This is a genomic window from Deltaproteobacteria bacterium, assembly GCA_013151915.1.
Classification (GTDB): Bacteria; BMS3Abin14; BMS3Abin14; order BMS3Abin14; family BMS3Abin14; genus BMS3ABIN14.
Map to the genome: position 1 here is coordinate 67,828 of JAADHJ010000010.1, position 15,425 is coordinate 83,252.

At 56.5% G+C, this 15,425-nt stretch carries 17 protein-coding genes; 1 reads left to right on the plus strand and 16 read right to left on the minus strand.

What is annotated here, in order from left to right; genetic code table 11:
* Window positions 1–76: 76 nt before the first annotated feature.
* The 9 genes from GXP52_02700 to rpiB form a co-directional block, all read right to left on the minus strand.
* On the minus strand, window positions 77–1,018 hold the full coding sequence (locus GXP52_02700) for a UDP-3-O-acyl-N-acetylglucosamine deacetylase (GenBank protein NOY86196.1): 942 nt from the start codon (window positions 1,016–1,018) through the stop codon (window positions 77–79).
* A 224-nt stretch (window positions 1,019–1,242) separates the two neighbouring features.
* Complete coding sequence (locus GXP52_02705) at window positions 1,243–1,833, minus strand: electron transport complex subunit E (protein ID NOY86197.1); 591 nt, start codon at window positions 1,831–1,833, stop codon at window positions 1,243–1,245.
* Window positions 1,830–2,423, minus strand: a complete 594-nt coding sequence (locus GXP52_02710) for an RnfABCDGE type electron transport complex subunit G (GenBank protein ID NOY86198.1) — start codon at window positions 2,421–2,423, stop codon at window positions 1,830–1,832. Before GXP52_02710 ends, GXP52_02705 begins: the two co-directional genes overlap by 4 nt.
* Window positions 2,420–3,418, minus strand: a complete 999-nt coding sequence (locus GXP52_02715; GenBank protein ID NOY86199.1) for an RnfABCDGE type electron transport complex subunit D — start codon at window positions 3,416–3,418, stop codon at window positions 2,420–2,422. The genes GXP52_02710 and GXP52_02715 overlap by 4 nt, the downstream gene beginning before the upstream one ends.
* Window positions 3,415–4,728, minus strand: coding sequence for an electron transport complex subunit RsxC (gene rsxC, locus GXP52_02720; GenBank protein ID NOY86200.1), 1,314 nt, complete (start codon window positions 4,726–4,728; stop codon window positions 3,415–3,417). The genes GXP52_02715 and rsxC overlap by 4 nt, the downstream gene beginning before the upstream one ends.
* Window positions 4,729–4,807: 79 nt before the next feature.
* On the minus strand, window positions 4,808–5,299 hold the full coding sequence (gene nrdR, locus GXP52_02725) for a transcriptional repressor NrdR (protein NOY86201.1): 492 nt from the start codon (window positions 5,297–5,299) through the stop codon (window positions 4,808–4,810).
* Entirely contained in the window at window positions 5,296–5,766 is a 471-nt protein-coding gene (locus GXP52_02730; protein ID NOY86202.1) for a cytidine deaminase, read from the minus strand. Before GXP52_02730 ends, nrdR begins: the two co-directional genes overlap by 4 nt.
* Window positions 5,763–7,022 (minus strand): serine hydroxymethyltransferase, encoded by a 1,260-nt coding sequence (locus GXP52_02735; GenBank protein NOY86203.1) that lies wholly within the window; start codon window positions 7,020–7,022, stop codon window positions 5,763–5,765. Before GXP52_02735 ends, GXP52_02730 begins: the two co-directional genes overlap by 4 nt.
* Window positions 7,023–7,085: 63 nt before the next feature.
* Entirely contained in the window at window positions 7,086–7,727 is a 642-nt protein-coding gene (rpiB, locus tag GXP52_02740; protein ID NOY86204.1) for a ribose 5-phosphate isomerase B, read from the minus strand.
* Window positions 7,728–8,167: 440 nt separating this feature from the next.
* Between rpiB and GXP52_02745 the strand changes: the two genes are divergently transcribed.
* Window positions 8,168–9,829 carry a fibronectin-binding domain-containing protein gene (locus tag GXP52_02745; GenBank protein ID NOY86205.1) on the plus strand — a complete coding sequence of 554 codons (1,662 nt, stop codon included), beginning with the start codon at window positions 8,168–8,170 and terminating at the stop codon, window positions 9,827–9,829.
* Between the two features lie 183 nt (window positions 9,830–10,012).
* Here the strand turns inward: GXP52_02745 and GXP52_02750 are convergent, their stop codons facing one another.
* The 7 genes from GXP52_02750 to pilM form a co-directional block, all read right to left on the minus strand.
* Window positions 10,013–10,942, minus strand: coding sequence for a cation transporter (locus GXP52_02750; protein NOY86206.1), 930 nt, complete (start codon window positions 10,940–10,942; stop codon window positions 10,013–10,015).
* Window positions 10,942–11,337, minus strand: a complete 396-nt coding sequence (locus tag GXP52_02755; GenBank protein ID NOY86207.1) for a YbgC/FadM family acyl-CoA thioesterase — start codon at window positions 11,335–11,337, stop codon at window positions 10,942–10,944. Before GXP52_02755 ends, GXP52_02750 begins: the two co-directional genes overlap by 1 nt.
* 188 nt (window positions 11,338–11,525) lie before the next feature.
* A complete protein-coding gene (pilQ, locus tag GXP52_02760) occupies window positions 11,526–12,779 on the minus strand; it encodes a type IV pilus secretin PilQ (GenBank protein NOY86208.1) in 1,254 nt (417 codons plus the stop codon).
* A gap of 13 nt (window positions 12,780–12,792) precedes the next feature.
* The gene (locus GXP52_02765; GenBank protein NOY86209.1) at window positions 12,793–13,194 is read right to left on the minus strand and encodes a hypothetical protein; all 402 of its coding nucleotides are present in this window, start codon (window positions 13,192–13,194) and stop codon (window positions 12,793–12,795) included.
* On the minus strand, window positions 13,194–13,787 hold the full coding sequence (gene pilO / locus GXP52_02770; GenBank protein ID NOY86210.1) for a type 4a pilus biogenesis protein PilO: 594 nt from the start codon (window positions 13,785–13,787) through the stop codon (window positions 13,194–13,196). The genes GXP52_02765 and pilO overlap by 1 nt, the downstream gene beginning before the upstream one ends.
* 1 nt (window position 13,788) lies before the next feature.
* On the minus strand, window positions 13,789–14,376 hold the full coding sequence (locus tag GXP52_02775) for a hypothetical protein (protein ID NOY86211.1): 588 nt from the start codon (window positions 14,374–14,376) through the stop codon (window positions 13,789–13,791).
* A 7-nt stretch (window positions 14,377–14,383) separates the two neighbouring features.
* Window positions 14,384–15,421 (minus strand): type IV pilus assembly protein PilM, encoded by a 1,038-nt coding sequence (gene pilM / locus GXP52_02780; protein ID NOY86212.1) that lies wholly within the window; start codon window positions 15,419–15,421, stop codon window positions 14,384–14,386.
* Between the last annotated feature and the right edge of the window lie 4 nt (window positions 15,422–15,425).

Genomic DNA, 15,425 nt, shown 5'->3' on the forward strand with positions numbered 1-15,425 from the left:
CTGGACGTTGGGTGTTGGGTGTTGGACGTTGAACGTTAAATGTTGGGTGTTGGACGTGTTGGACGTTGGAAACAGCTCACGGGGAGGCGGCATGAATTCCGTCGAGGTCTCCCTCCAGGATGGGGCGGTAGAAAATCCTGTCCGGCTTCCTCTCCTCCAGACAGACAAGTTCCCATCGATCCGGATTTGCCAGAACCTCCTGCATGAGGGTGCGGTTGACGGCGTGCCCGGCACGGTAGCCGCAATAGGCTCCAAGGATGGGGATGCCCAGCAGGGAAAGATCCCCGATGGTATCGAGGATCTTATGGCGGACAAACTCGTCGGGGGCCCTCAGGCCACCGGGGTTCAGCACACCGTCATCCCCCACCACGACAGCGTTTTCGAGAGATCCGCCCAGGGCCAGCCCATTCTCCCTGAGCTTTTCCACGTCTTTCATGAATCCGAAGGTCCGGGCGAATGCAATGTCTCTTCTGTACGCTTCGGGAGTATAGTCAAATTCCATGGACTGTCGGCCAACCGTCGGATTTGCAAAATCGATGGTAAAATTGACGCTGAAGGTTTCGGCGGGGGAAAGAGACGCACGAACATTCTGATCACCCGTCTCTATCTCCTTAAGAATCCTGATCATCCTTTTGGGCACATCCTGATCCACAAGTCCGATCATCTCGATACCGCGGACGAAGGGCGCGGCGCTACCATCGAGAATGGGGATCTCATCCCCGTCAACCTCGATGAGGGCATTATCCACCCCTGATCCCGCCAATCCGGACAGAAGGTGTTCAACCGTCTTTACCGAAGTCCCGTTGAGGCCGACGCTGGTAGCGAGAAGCGTATCGGAAATATTTTTGACGGTGGCCTCCGTCTCGGGCGCACCGGGAAGATCAATCCTTCGGAACCGATATCCGGTATCAGGGTCTCCCGGGAGAATGCGAACCGAGGTCTCCGCCCCCGTGTGAAGGGCGATGCCGGTGAACTTCACTGTCCCGATGAGTGTTTTTTGCTGGATAAGGCTCCCCATATCAGGGCCTTTCTACGCAATTTCTGTACCAAATATATCCAACAGGCTTAAGTGGAAAAAAGACGCGTATTTACAAATAGTTGAACTGGTTCAAACCGTTGGCGATAACGGAATAGGCACTGAGGAGGGGAAATTCATGTGCCTTTAACGCAACATTGTGTGTCTATTCCACAACAGTTCGGCGGCTTTCCCACCACCTTAAGAACACGGTGAAATAACGGGGATTATGATTTTCCAAGGGAGTTGAAAATCCCCAACAACGCCCCCATGGCGAGAAAGGCCCCGGGGGGCAGGACCATGACCAGCATGTCAGGGTACGCCCCACCCAGAACGTTGATCCCCAGCCAGGTACCACTGCCCAGAATCTCACGGACGGACCCGAGCAGAGCCAGGGACAGGGTGAAGCCAACCCCCATGCCCAGCCCATCAATTACGGATCTGAGTACGGGTTGGCGGGAGGCGAAGGCCTCGGCCCGGCCCAGGATAAGGCAGTTTACCACAATGAGGGGAATAAACAGGCCAAGTGTTTTGTGCATGGGGTGGGCCCAGGCCGCCATGACCAGGTCCACGATGGTAACGAAGGAAGCGATAATGATAACGAATGTAGGGATACGGACCTTGTCGGGGATAATTTTTCGCAGAAAGGCTACGACCGTATTGGAACAGACCACGACGAAAAGCGTTGCAAGCCCCATGGCAATGCCGTTTATGACACTGCTCGTGACCGCAAGGGTCGGGCAAAGCCCGAGAACCATACGGAACACCGGGTTTTCGTCGAATATCCCCTTGGTGAATTCCTCCCGATAACCGGTCATGAGGTTCCCTCCGTATTGGAGAGGACCTTCTCCCGGTTCTTCTTGAACCAGACGAGGCCTCTCCTGACCGCGCCAACGACCGCCCTCGGGGAGATCGTAGCCCCTGTGAGCTGGTCTATATCCCCACCATCTTTCTTGACCTTGAAATTGGTGTTTTTCAAAGAACGCCCCTTGAACTGGTTTTTGAAGGAGGGTTCGACGATTCGCGCGCCTAGCCCCGGTGTCTCCGCATGGGAGAGGATCTCGATACCACCCAGGCGCCCATCGGGGAGAACCCCCATCATGATCTGGATCTTGCCGCTGTACCCGTCCGGAGCGATGACCTGGAAAGCAACACCTTCAATGCCGTTGGCACCTGTGGACCTGTACACACGTACCGTCTGGTCCTTCTTCCATGGAAGGTCGATGTACTGACTGTCCGGGTCGATCTCCATCCCGGGGAGGACGGCCTGCAGCGACCGTATGACCTCGAGCTTCATCTGGTAGGCTATGGGCGCCTTCGTCACCTCGTAGACCATCGCCAGGGCAAGACTTGCGACCAGGCAGATCGCGCCAAGGACCACAACAAGGCGCACCGTCCCGATTTTCATGCATTCACCTCCTTGGCAGGTGAATAACCGAAGACCGTAGGCCTCGTATAGCGATCAATAATGGGGGTTACCGAGTTCATGAGGAGGATAGCGAATGAAACCCCCTCGGGATATCCGCCGAAGAGCCTTATGAAGACCGTGATGGCCCCGCATCCGACGCCGAATACGATCATGCCCTTGGTCGTCACAGGGCTGGTGACGTAATCGGTGGCCATGAAGATGGCCCCCAGGAGAAGACCGCCTGTAACGAGATGAAGGAAGGGTGAAGCGTACTTCTGGGGATTGATCAGCCAGAAAAGGCCGGTCATGGCAAAAACGGTGGCCAGGAAACTCCCTGGTATATGCCAGGTAATTACCCCCCGCGCCAGTAGAAAAATTCCTCCGAGGAGCAACGCAATTGCGGAGACCTCACCCAGACTTCCGCCCATACGTCCCATGAAGGGATCAAGAAGGCTCATATGGGCAATATCACCGAGATTGCCGTGCAAAAGGAGATTTGTCTTCATGGCGCCAAGCGGGGTTGCCTTGGTCACAGTGTCGAGAGAGAGGGAAAACACTCCGGGCTCAGGCCATGTCGTCATGGCCACGGGAAAGCTGATGAGGAGGAAAACCCTCGCCACGAGAGCCGGGTTGAATGGATTGTAGCCCAGCCCGCCGTAGACCTGCTTGCCCACAAGGATGGCAACAATGCATCCGATCAGGACCATCCATACCGGAGAGGACGAGGGGAGGTTCATTGCCAGAAGAAGGCCGGTGAGGATTGCGCTGCCGTCTTTCAGCGTGGACAGCCCCCTGCCTCTCAAGCGAAGTACAAAGCCCTCTACAACAAGGCAGCCCAGAATCGATACAACCATGACTCTGACAGCGTTCAGGCCGAAAAAGTATGTTCCCACGACCGCGGCGGGCACAAGCGCCACAATGACGCTGTACATTGCTGTTTCTATTGTCTTGGGCGACCTCAGATGGGGAGAGGGCGCAAGAACACTCTTGGTCATTTTGATCTGCTCCTCGCCAGAAGTTCAGCCTTGCCCTGTCTGATGTACTGCACCAGGTTTCGGTCGGCAGGGCAAATATAGGTGCAACATCCGCATTCGATACAATCCCTGATATGGTACTCCTCAAGGTCATGGAAATGGTCCCACTCGACCATGTTGCCTAGGGTATAGGGCAGCAGGTTTGCCGGGCAGGCCCTCACACATGACCCGCAGCGAACGCAGGGACGGGGCTTAAGTTCCCTGAAGTCCCTCGCCCCGAAGACGAGCAGGCCGCTCGTTCCCTTGGTCATGGAGCTCTCAAAACCCGACAGTGGCAACCCCATCATGGGGCCCCCGCTGATGATCCTCGCGGCCGGGCCCTGGAGGCCGCCTGTGGTCTCTATGATGTGGGAAAGAGGAGTCCCCACCGCCACCAGATAATTTCCCGGTCCTTTGGGCAGGGTCCCGCCAAGAGTCATGACCCTCTCGACAAGGGGACGGCCCATTGTGACAGCCTGGTGGATGGCGGCCAGAGTTCCGACATTCTGAACTATAACGCCCACGTCCATGGGGAGGCCCCCCGATGGCACCTGTCTGCCGGTCAGGGCAAAAATAAGCTGCTTTTCGGCCCCTTGCGGGTACCTGACCGGTAATACCACAACCTCACAGCCGGGAGGCAGGTCCATCGACCGGATCTTTTCGGCCGCGTCAAGCTTGTTGGCCTCAATGGCCACGATGACCCTGCCGGCGCCAACGATCTCCATGGTCAGGCGCAGCCCGCCGATAATCGGGCCGGGGTCTTCCAGCATGAGACGGTGATCAGCAGTGAGGAACGGCTCGCACTCGACCCCATTGGCGACAACAAGATCAATGGGTTTGTCCTCCGGAGGGTTAAGCTTCACGTGAGTTGGAAAGGCGGCGCCGCCCATCCCGACAACACCTGCGTTCCTCACCATCTCCTTCCATGCTTCAGGCCCCTTCTCAAGGCCGGGATCCGCGTGTCGGGAGGTATCCTCGGCCTCATCAAGCCCGTCGGGCTCAATAAGGATAGCGGGGATAAAACGACCGGAGGGGTGCAACATAGGCTTGACACCCTTTACCGTCCCTGAAACCGGTGCATGTAGTCCCGCAGATACAAAACCGGACGGCTCCGCAATGGGCTGGTACTTCAGGACCCTGTCCCCCTTGGAAACGATGGCCTTGGCAGGAGCGCCGATGTGCTGGGATAGGCTGACCGCCAATTCTCCGGGGAGCGGTATACTCCGGATCGCCAGGTCCCTGGTTTCCTTGTGATAGTGGGGATGAACCCCCCCGTGGAACTGTCTCTTCATCCTGGTATGACTCCATGTAAGATAGGGTCGTAAAAAGTCCATTGATGACCTCTTACGAAGTCATCATGAAAAAGGTGAATTATTTTTTTGTTTTCTTCCCATTCAGCCGCCGGGTTTCCTCCTCACTCAGAAGGTCTTTGAGCTCATCCATAAATTCGTTGATATCCTTGAATGAGCGGTAAACGGAGGCAAAGCGCACGTAGGCCACCTCGTCCAGGTCATGCAGCTCCTGCATAACCGTTTCACCTACCGTGCTGCTTTTGATCTCCTTCTCCCCGTTTTCCTGGACCTTCTTCTCTATCCTGTCGACGATCTCTTCCAACATCTGGACACTGATGGGCCTCTTTTGGCAGGCGGTCTGAATCCCGGAGAGGATCTTGGCCCTGTCGAACGGCTCACGACGACCGTCCTTCTTGATCACCATGGGAAGAATATCCTCAACCCTCTCATAGGTAGTAAAGCGCCGGCCGCAACCGAGGCATTCGCGCCGTCGCCGGATGACGTCGCTGTCGCCCGTGAGGCGGGAATCAACCACCTTATTGTCGAAATCGCTGCAGAATGGACATTTCATTTCCTGTTTCCCTCGCGATATTCCACCTTAAGCCCTGCCTGAGCGAGCATCTCGACTGCAAGGCTGTCGGGATATCCCTGTCCGCAGACAATCCTCTCCACACGAACGTTAATAAGCATCTTGGCACAGATAATACATGGGCTGTCGGTGGTGTACACCGTAGATCCCGAAAGGTTGATGCCGTGCCTTGCCGCCTGAATGATTCCGTTCTGCTCGGCATGAAGGCCCCGGCATATCTCGTGCCTTTCACCGGATGGAATACCGAGCTGCTCTCTCAGGCATCCCATCTCAGCGCAGTGAGGGACACCGGACGGCGCACCGTTGTAGCCGGTGGCCAATATGTTCCTGTCCTTGATAAAAGCGGCCCCGACCTGACGCCTTAAACAGGTTGACCTGCTGGCGACCAGGTGAACGATCTCCATGAAATATTGGTCCCACGAGGGACGGTTATCACATGGAAGAGTCACCTCCCCGCCTGGTCCTCAAGCCTGCTGGAATAAACGGGAAACTTTACACAGAGCTCCCTCACCTGTTCTTTTATTCCGGTAAGAAATCCCTCGTCGTCCCGTCGGCGAATCGATTCGCCTATCCACCGGGCAATCTTAACCATCTCTCCTTCCTTCATTCCCCTGGTTGTAACGGCGGGCGTGCCGATGCGGATGCCGCTTGTGATAAAGGGACTTCGGGTCTCAAAGGGTACGGTGTTCTTATTTACGGTTATCCCTGCGCGGTCGAGGGTCTCTTCGGCATCCTTGCCGGTAAAATCCTCATCCCTGAAGTCGAGGAGCATCAGGTGGTTATCCGTACCGCCTGAGACGAGGCGGAATCCCTGTTCCGCGAGTTCATCCGCCATGGCCCTGGCGTTTGCGACAATCTGCATCTGGTATTTCTTGAAACCCGGCTGCAGGGCCTCCCTGAAGGCCACCGCCTTGGCAGCGATGACGTGCATGAGCGGGCCGCCCTGGGAGCCTGGAAATACACGGCTCCCGAGTGCCTTGGCGAACTCCTTCCCGGAAAGGATCATGCCCCCGCGAGGGCCTCTTAAGGTTTTATGCGTTGTAGTGGTAACGATATGGGCGCATGGCACCGGGCTCGGATGCACACCTGCGGCAACCAGTCCCGCGATGTGTGCCATGTCTACAACCAGGACGGCCCCCACTTCATCACAGATCTCCCTGAATGCAGGAAAATCTATGGTCCTGGGATAGGCCGAGGCCCCAACCATCACCAGCTTCGGCCGATGCTCAAGCGCCAATTCCCGGACCTGGTCGAAATCGATGCGCTGATCATCCTCCCTGACGCCGTAGGATACAACGTTGTAAAGCCGCCCGGAGAAGTTCACCGGACTGCCGTGGGTCAGGTGCCCGCCGTGGGCGAGGTCCATCCCCATGAGCGTATCTCCCGGCTCCAGAACGGCGAAGTAGACTGCCATGTTGGCCTGTGACCCCGAATGGGGCTGGACGTTGACATATTCCGACCCGAAAAGTTCCCTGGCCCGCTCTATGGCCAATTTCTCGGCCATATCCACGTAAGTACAGCCGCCGTAATAACGTTTGTCGGGATAACCCTCGGCATATTTATTGGTCATCACCGAGCCCTGGGCCTCCAGAACGTCCTCGCTGACCATATTCTCCGAGGCAATGAGCTCGAGCTGGTATTCCTCCCGCTCGGTCTCCAGGCGTATGGCGTTATATATCTCCGGGTCAAACTGTTTTAATGACAAGCCCTTTCCCTCCAAAGATTTTGGCCATGCGGTTGTCCCGGCACGGCATTTACACGTTATCGGCTACCTGTCCATCTTGTCCGTTCGGCGCTTGTGACGGCCGCCCTCGAAGGGCGTGTCCAGCCATGTGTCGACAATCTCCTTCGCCAGATCGGGCCCTATCAGTCTGCCGCCCATGGCGAGGATGTTTGCGTTGTTGTGCCGACGTGCGGCCGACGCGGTAAAATGATCGTGACAGAGGGCCGCCCTGATACCCCGGTGGCGGTTGGCGGCCATGGACATTCCGATCCCGGTCCCGCAGATCAGGATTCCCAGGTCGGCCTCGCCACCCAGGATTTTATCCACCACTTTGCGGGCGAAGTCCGGATAGTCCACCGAATCCGCAGAATCGGCACCAATATCAATGGCCGAGATTCCCCTGGCCTTGAGATGACCCTTGACCAGGCTCTTGAGGGAGAACCCGGCATGGTCCGATCCCAGGGCGATCCTTGGAACCCGGGAGGGATCAGATCTCACTCTTGTCAACCTTGTCCTTGCGGCAGCAGGCGCAAAACGCCCCCATCGTCTTTCCTCCTTGGTGTCTACCCTCAGGTACCTGTAATTGGTGTTGAAGGGATGGGGATCATGACAGCCGACGCATTGCAAAGGAACGCCGGCGCGAAAATAACGATAAAGGCCCTCCTCATATTCTCCCTCCTCCTTCATCCGTCCAGGTGAAAACCGTTCTGTCGCATCGACTGTGACCTGCCTCCCGTCAGGGTGCGCAGGTAAACGTTCACATCATACTTTCCGGCGACGATTTGTCAAGCAAGGATGACTTCGCAAGGATGACTTCGCAAGTCATCCTTGCGCCCACTGAAGGGCGCGCAAATCGAAGATTTGTGAGGAAAGTGAAAATGACACTTTTCGCTTTCCGTTGAGTAAAAAGCTATTCATGGACTTTTTACGACCCTATTAAAATTGATGATTTCGTAAGAAGTCATCAACGCGCCCGGGAAGGGCGCCCAAATCAATGGCTTGCAGGGCAAGTTGTTGATTTGTGAGGAAAGTGAAAATGACACTTTTCGCTTTCCGTTGAGTAAAAAGCCACGAATGGACTTTTTACGACCCTACAAATGATGGGATGAATATGATAATTTCCCGCCATGGATTACCTTTCCCTGAGAGCCGCTGTCACCCAGGCCGCCCCGCGGCTGAGTGGAAAACGGGTGTCCGGCGTCCGCCGGACCGCAACGGGTGAAGTACTCCTTGCCTTTGGAGCGAGGAGGCACCTCCTCCTCTCCATCCGGGCGGACCGCCCGGGGTTGTTTCTCCCCCCAATGGGCTTCGAGGCAAAGGGTCCTGGCGGACCCTTCTCCGAACTCCTGGCCGCCCGAATAAACGGGGCGGCGCTGGCCTCAATGTCCTTGCCGGAAAAAGGGGACAGGATCGTGAGGATGGAGTTTTCCGCCGGGTGGCCCAAAAAGCGGGGAGAGACCTTCATCCTGGTCCTGGAGGTCATGGGACGCCACAGCAACCTTATCCTTCTGGACTCCGATGAAAGGATATTAGGCTCCCTTAAGCAGGTGCCTGTCGCCAGAAGCAGGGTCCGACCGGTTCTCCCAGGGCATAGATGGGTGCCCCCGCCTGCCAGGGACGGTTCAGCCATTGAGGAGATTTCGGCCGAAAAACTGATCAAGAATCCCTATCCCGGGGTCCGCGAACTGTTGGAACTCGTGCGCGGTCTTTCGCCTGTAACCGCGCGATTGGCCGTATCAAGGGCCGCACGGGGCGGATCTGAGGAGCTGTCAACGGTCTTAAGGGAGATATCCGAACAGTCAACCGGGGAGTCGGGATGCCTGGCCCTGCAGGGGGACCGATGGAACCTTTTTCCCTTCCAGTTGGCCGACGAAGAGGCCGAATTAATCCGGCTATTCACGTCCTTCCCGGAGGCGGCGTGGGAATGGAAAGGGATGGCCGGACCCGACGAAGGATCCACTGATCCGAAACCCGTTGAAAATATGGCCGACCACCTGAAAAATGAGGCGGAAAAGATTCTGCGCAAACTGGCAATACTCGAAGACGAGGAGGACCGATGCCGGCGATACGGGGAGTCCAGGTTGAAAGCCGAGTCCATCCTGATCAATCTATCACGGATCCCCCGAGGCGCATCTCAGGTCACACTACCCTACCCTTCCGATGAAAATTCTTCCATCGAGATCGAGTTGGACCCATCTATTACCGCCCGGGCCAACGCGGACCGTCTGTTCTCCCGGGCAAAACGGCTCAAGCGAGGCCTTGAAGCCATAAAAAAGAAGAGGGCTGACATGGAATCGGCCCTGAAAAATATTGAGGAAGCCCGGCAGGCCTTTTACAACGGCAACGTGGAACCGGCCGAAGAGCTCCTGAAAAGGATCCGCCCCCCGGAAACAGGCGGCAGGGCCGGACGCAAAAAACCCGGCAGTGGAAAATCAGGAAAACCCCCGGGCAGGCGCTACTGGAAGGACGGGTTCACCATCCTCGTAGGCAAAAGCGCAGCCGACAACGAGAGGGTAACCTTCGAGGCGGCTTCACCCCACGACGTTTGGCTCCATGCGCGGGATTACCCCAGTTCACATGTTGTCATCCTCACCGAAAGACGGCGCCCCCCCGAGGAGGTAATCGTGGCGGCGGGCCGGCTGGCGGCAGCCAAAAGCGGCGCGAAAAAGGACTCAACGGTAGAGATCATGGTGACGGAGAGAAAATGGGTCCGGAAGGTCAAGGGAGGCAGGCCGGGCCAGGTCACGGTGGAACGGTTCCGGTCCATCCGGGTCAAGCCGGGGGGTTGAAATCTTTCTTTCTCTCGCTCGCTCGTCATGCTACAAGCGCGACTCGCTAGAACGCGGAGCCCGCTGAGAAAACCCAAAACCAGTACTTGATGTTTCTTTAAACCAAATTCCTCCTCTGCGTACCATGCGACCTCTGCCTGTCCTGAGCCTGCCGAAGGGCGAAAAACCTATCGCCCCGGTGCCTTACGACCGAAATTCACCTCTTGCCCGGACATCACGCTGCCGTGGCTCTCCATTTTCAGGCTCCATATGAACCAGAACATCGAAGACGCGGCTGTCCCTCTCCAGGATCGACCTTTTCACCTCGGAGGCCACCTCATGGCCGCGATCTATCGTCATCTCCGGATCCAGGCCCAGATGGACCTCCACGGCGATGAGCCGGCCGACGTACCGCATCCTCAGGTTCCTGATGCTTCTCACATCGGGAATCTCCCGTATCATCCGGCTGACGCGTTCCATAAAGTCCCCGGACGGCGCGGTATCGATGATCCTGAGAGCCGCATTCCACCCGATCTTCCCACCCATCCCGATGACGAGAAGGGCCACGAAGAAACCGACAAGAGGATCGGCCACCGCGAAAGCAGGATGTATGATGGCAAGGCTGACGGCCAGGAGCACACCCACGGAGGACAGGGCGTCGCTTCTGTGGTGCCAGGCGTTGGCAACAAGGGCGGGGCGTCCTTCACTTCTTGCCGTGCGCATGGTGATCCGATAGAGCCACTCCTTGCTTATGACGCTGAAAAGGGCGGCCGGGATGACAAACAGGGACGGACCCGTATCGGGGGGGTGCAGGAGGGCTCTGCCGGAGTCGTAGATGATCAGGATGCCGGCCAGGACGAGAATACTCCCAAGGGCCATCTCCACCAATATTTCCACTTTTCCATGCCCATAGTGGTGGCTCTCGTCAGTGGGCTTTGCACCGACAATGAGACCACCGATGAGTATGGCGTCGGTCATCAGGTCTGTCATGGAGTGGAGGCCGTCGGCCACAAGCGCACGGCTGTGGCCAAGAATGCCAAGGGTCAGTTTGAAAACGATGAGGACCACGTTGAGGATGGAGCCGATGACGGTAACCCGAAGACTGTCATCAAGGTGCTTGTGAGTGTCCGCCATCAGACCAGTATCGGCCCGCCGGCCAGATCCCTTATCTCTTCCGGAATGCGCCTCGGCCTTAAATTCCTGCCGACACAGACCACCGTCGTCCGTCCCTTAACCAGGAGGGTGTCGTCGGCAGACCGGAAAACCCTGTGGTCGAAGGTAACGGAGGTCTTCCCCACCCGGACCATATCTGTTTCGATCCTTATGAGGTCATCGTAGAAGCCGGGGGACCGGTAGTTTATTTCAGCACGGACTACGGGAAATAAACATCCCTGATCATCGAACTGCTTTACGGAGTACCCCCGTAGGCGCAGGTATTCCGTGCGACCCCTCTCGAAGTACCTGAGATAGTTCCCATAATAGACGACACCGCCTGAATCGGTATCCTCGTAGCAGATCCGATAGTCAATTTTTGATGGGGTCGTAAAAAGTCCATCCATGGCTTTTTACTCCACGGAAAGCGAAAAATGTCATTTTCACTTTCTCACAAATCTTCGATTTGAGCGCCCTTAAATGGGCGCTTTGATGACTTCTTGCAAAGTCATCATTTTTGATGGGGTCGTAAAAAGTCCATCCATGGCTTTTTACTCCACGGAATTCAATTGGGTGAGATCACCCTCGGTGTAATAAAGATCAGCAGTTCCCCATTGTCCCTGGTCTTTTCCTTACGCTTGAACGCCCCGCCAATGAGGGGGATATCCGCCAGAATCGGGACCCGACTTTCAACCTTTTTCTCGTTTTCCTGGAGGAGCCCCCCGATCACCACCGTTTCACCGTCCCGGACTCTGACCTGGGTCTGCGCCTCCCGGGTCTGAAGCGCGGGAACCGCATCCACTGTTCTGCTCCAGTCGGGCTCTGTCCTCTCGGCGGAGATCTTCATCACGATCTGGCCCTGGGATGTGACCTGGGGGGTGACGGTAAGCTTCAGGAATGCGTCGATATAATCCACCTTCGTGGTGCCAACCCCCTGCTGTTCACTGACGGTCTGGATCGGTATCTTGACCCCGGCCTGGATGGTGGCCTCGCCTCTGTCAAGTGTTGCTATCTTGGGCGTGGATATGATCTTGCCCCACCCCCTGTCCTCCATGGCGGTGAGCTGAAAATCGAGATTCAGTGACCCGTCGAGCCTGCCGAAGGAGAAACCGGCGCCCCCGAAGACCACTGGCTCAGCCGGTACATTCACCATGCTGTTGCCTGCTTCCGTGCCGAACACCTGAGTGACGTTGCTGCCCGACGTCCGCGTGTACTGGAATCCCCACCGGACCCCGAGTTCCTTGGCGAAGTTTGTCGTGGTCTCTACGATACGGGCCTCGATCATGATCTGGGGAACGGGCTGGTCCAGGTCCTTAATCAGCGCCGCAATCCCCGCCATCTGTTGCTGGCTGTCGTAGATAAGCAGACTGTTTGTTCTTTCATCCGGGGTAATGGAACCGTCCTGGGATACGGCCTTTTCAAGGGTTTTGGCCAGTTCCACAGCCTTAAAATAGTCCAGGCGAAAAATCCGGCGTACCATGGTGTCGCCTTTAGCGACCATGTCCGCCCTGGATTCGACCCTGAGGATGGATCCATCCTTTACCGCCCGAAGGTCGTTCATCCTCATGATGGAGTCGAGGATCTCCTCGAACCCGACCCCACGAAAACTCGCTGTTACGGTGCCTTTAACCCCGTCTCCGATAATGATATTAATCCCCTCCTGATCGCCCAGGAGGCGAAGGACATCTTTGACGTCCGCCTCCCTGAACTCCAGGTCGTAAGGGCCCGCCGCCCATGCCCATCCCACATACAGGAATAACAGGGCGAGGCAGCCTGTGAGGAGTTGAACGGCGGTTCTGGATCTTCCGGTTTTCTTCATGGCTTTAACCCCTTCAGGGAAGACTGCTTTTGACGTTAAAAAGCGGTTTGAGAGGTATCTCAACGGAGCCGGCGGGTCCCTTGAGCAACACTGAGTTCTTCATTATTCTAAGAACTTTGCTACCTCTAATGCTGTCTCCTGGATGGACAACGACCCCGTTTAACACGGCAGCCGGTTTTCCCCCACCCATGATGACAGCCGTAAAAGAGATACCGCGATCGGACGGCCCCGACGATTCTCCGGGAACACTCAGGGAGACCTTGGGGATGAACGGATCGGGTCCCCAACTGACCGGTGATGGATTCTCCCTGAACCACTCCACATCCAGGTCGGAGAGAGAAGCACCGTGCGCTACGGCAGTCATGGAGAGCATGAAAAGCGTGACAGGAATAACCAGGATCAATCCAGGTTTCATCACTCCTCCTTGAGAAGGTACGTCGAGGCCAGTATCTGGACCTGAACCTTCCTGTTATCCTGGTCGCCGCCGGTAATCTGGAGGTTGTCGACAAGGATCAGCCTGTCCATACTCTCCAGAGCCAACAGGTATTTCCCGATATTTATATATCTTCCCTCAACCTGAATTTTGAAAGACTGCCGGGTCAGGTTGGGGATATCCTCGGGGGGGTAGGGCATCAGGCTGAGAACTGAAACGCCGGCTCGGACTCCGGGCTGAGTAAGCTTTTCCAGCAGCCCGGAAATGTTTTCCCTGGTAGGCAGCATCCTTTTTGCGGCGTCCAGCCGTTCCTCCATAAGCCTGAAATTCTCCAACACGTCCTGTTCCATGGAGGCACGGATCTTCATGTCCCCAACATTTGTGTGAAGTGAACGCACCTCTCCGGCCACCACATCCATCCTCTTCCTGGATGCCTCGATCCTCTCCTGTTTGGGCCCGATGTAGAACCTCTGGAAGGGAAGGTAGATCACCATCATGGCCAGGATAAGGACCATGTAGCGGACCAGTTTCCACCTTCCGGGAAGGCGTGAAAGGACGTCTCGTACCTGGGTCATCTCAAAACCTCCCTGCAGTGGAGGAGAGGACGGCGTGGGCCTCGAAACTGTAGAGATCCTTGCCGCCCATTTTTGTGAGCCTGCTGTACTCCAGGCTCACCCCGGAAAAGTCCGGATGGTTTTCCAGGTAAAACAGGAACCGCGCCACCCATTTATTGGACAATGCCGTTCCGCGGAATACCAGTTTCCGGCCGGCTTCACTGCCGCTGCTGCTCAGGAAGTTCAGCCAGACGCCTTTCGGGACGATATACGTTGTCTGGGCAAGGACCCTTGACCAGAGAATTCTTCCCCGCACCAGACCTTCGAGCAGCTTTACCACTTTTCCGTCCTCGGCCTGTCTGGCCTGGATACTCTCGATCCTGCTGAGGACCTCTTTGGCCTTATCCTCCTCGAACAACAGCTGATTTTTCTGAAAATTCAGGCTGGCAATTCCTTCCTGGATGGCGATGAACCGCCTCTCATACATGACCCCGATGGTCACAAGACCGGTGATGAAGAAAACCACCAGGAGGACCATGATCAGATTCCCTGACTGCAGGGTTTTCCCGGCCTTCACATTCCCAGGCAGAAGGTTGGTACGATATTTCATCTCGATTTCACTCCTTCAGGGCCAGTCCCAGAGCTGTAACCAGCCTGCCGCCCTGGGAGACCACCATATCACTGTCCCTCACGCCACTGGATACCGGCAGATTCCCAAACGGGTTCAACACCTCGACAGGCAGCCCCAGCACATCCTGAAATGGACCCTCTACACCGGGCATCAGTGCCCCACCCCCGGTGAGCACAAGACGTTCCACAGGGCCTTCCTTGCGTTCCGCGACATAAAACCGGAGGGTCTGAAACACCTCATCGATAATGAGTTCCAGCGTGCCCCGAAAGGCCCGGACCATCTGCTCATCTCCGCCTTCCCCGGACGGGACACCCATTCGCTTATGTTTCTCCGCTTCCCACCAGGTAAGTCCCGTTGCCTGGGAGATCGCCTCGCTGATACTGTCGCCCCCTGAAGGGATCATGCGAAAAAACCTGACGGAACCGTCCTTCAGGATAATGAGGTTGGTCTGGGATGCGCCGAGGTCCACCAGTCCAATGGCGCCATCCGCGCTGCCTGAAGCCAGCAGACAGGAGATCTGGGCAAGCGTCGAAAACTCCAGTGACTGGACCTTGACTCCCATGTCCAGCAAACTCCTGCCGAGAAACTCAACGGGTCTTTTTTTGCAAACGGCAGCCAGATAGGCGTTCATTCTGTTCGGCCCGGCCACGACCTCACCCATCTCAATATAGTCGACTACCATTTCCTCGACCGTCATGTCCCATTCCTTACGGATCTCCCAGATGATGGCGCTTTTCAGCTCCGCCGGGGGCATGGCTGGAAGCTTGCGGTAGGAAAGCCTCACCATATCGTCCGGAAGAGAGACGTAGGCCTTTCCCCCCTTGATGCCGTGGATCTGGAGGGAAAGGGCGATATCCTCAAAAAGGTCGGGGCGCCATCCGTTCCCCTCAAAGGATCGTTTTTCCTTCGCTACAATCGCCCATGCGGCCAGGTTGGGATCTTTAGGCATCCCCTTCAGCTGAATGATTTTAAGATCCCTCCGACCGATATCGATCCCCAGGACTTTTCCTGAACCGAGAAACATGAAA

Excerpts from the sequence above, each read along its gene's own strand:
- GXP52_02700 (NOY86196.1), bottom strand. The coding sequence starts at position 1,018 with ATGGGGAGCCTTATCCAGCAAAAAACACTCATCGGGACAGTGAAGTTC.
- GXP52_02705 (NOY86197.1), bottom strand. The coding sequence starts at position 1,833 with ATGACCGGTTATCGGGAGGAATTCACCAAGGGGATATTCGACGAAAAC.
- GXP52_02710 (NOY86198.1), bottom strand. The coding sequence starts at position 2,423 with ATGAAAATCGGGACGGTGCGCCTTGTTGTGGTCCTTGGCGCGATCTGC.
- GXP52_02715 (NOY86199.1), bottom strand. The coding sequence starts at position 3,418 with ATGACCAAGAGTGTTCTTGCGCCCTCTCCCCATCTGAGGTCGCCCAAG.
- rsxC (NOY86200.1), bottom strand. The coding sequence starts at position 4,728 with ATGAAGAGACAGTTCCACGGGGGGGTTCATCCCCACTATCACAAGGAA.
- nrdR (NOY86201.1), bottom strand. The coding sequence starts at position 5,299 with ATGAAATGTCCATTCTGCAGCGATTTCGACAATAAGGTGGTTGATTCC.
- rpiB (NOY86204.1), bottom strand. The coding sequence starts at position 7,727 with ATGAAGGAGGAGGGAGAATATGAGGAGGGCCTTTATCGTTATTTTCGC.
- GXP52_02745 (NOY86205.1), top strand. The coding sequence starts at position 8,168 with ATGGATTACCTTTCCCTGAGAGCCGCTGTCACCCAGGCCGCCCCGCGG.
- GXP52_02750 (NOY86206.1), bottom strand. The coding sequence starts at position 10,942 with ATGGCGGACACTCACAAGCACCTTGATGACAGTCTTCGGGTTACCGTC.
- pilQ (NOY86208.1), bottom strand. The coding sequence starts at position 12,779 with ATGAAGAAAACCGGAAGATCCAGAACCGCCGTTCAACTCCTCACAGGC.
- GXP52_02765 (NOY86209.1), bottom strand. The coding sequence starts at position 13,194 with ATGAAACCTGGATTGATCCTGGTTATTCCTGTCACGCTTTTCATGCTC.
- pilO (NOY86210.1), bottom strand. The coding sequence starts at position 13,787 with ATGACCCAGGTACGAGACGTCCTTTCACGCCTTCCCGGAAGGTGGAAA.
- GXP52_02775 (NOY86211.1), bottom strand. The coding sequence starts at position 14,376 with ATGAAATATCGTACCAACCTTCTGCCTGGGAATGTGAAGGCCGGGAAA.
- pilM (NOY86212.1), bottom strand. The coding sequence starts at position 15,421 with ATGTTTCTCGGTTCAGGAAAAGTCCTGGGGATCGATATCGGTCGGAGG.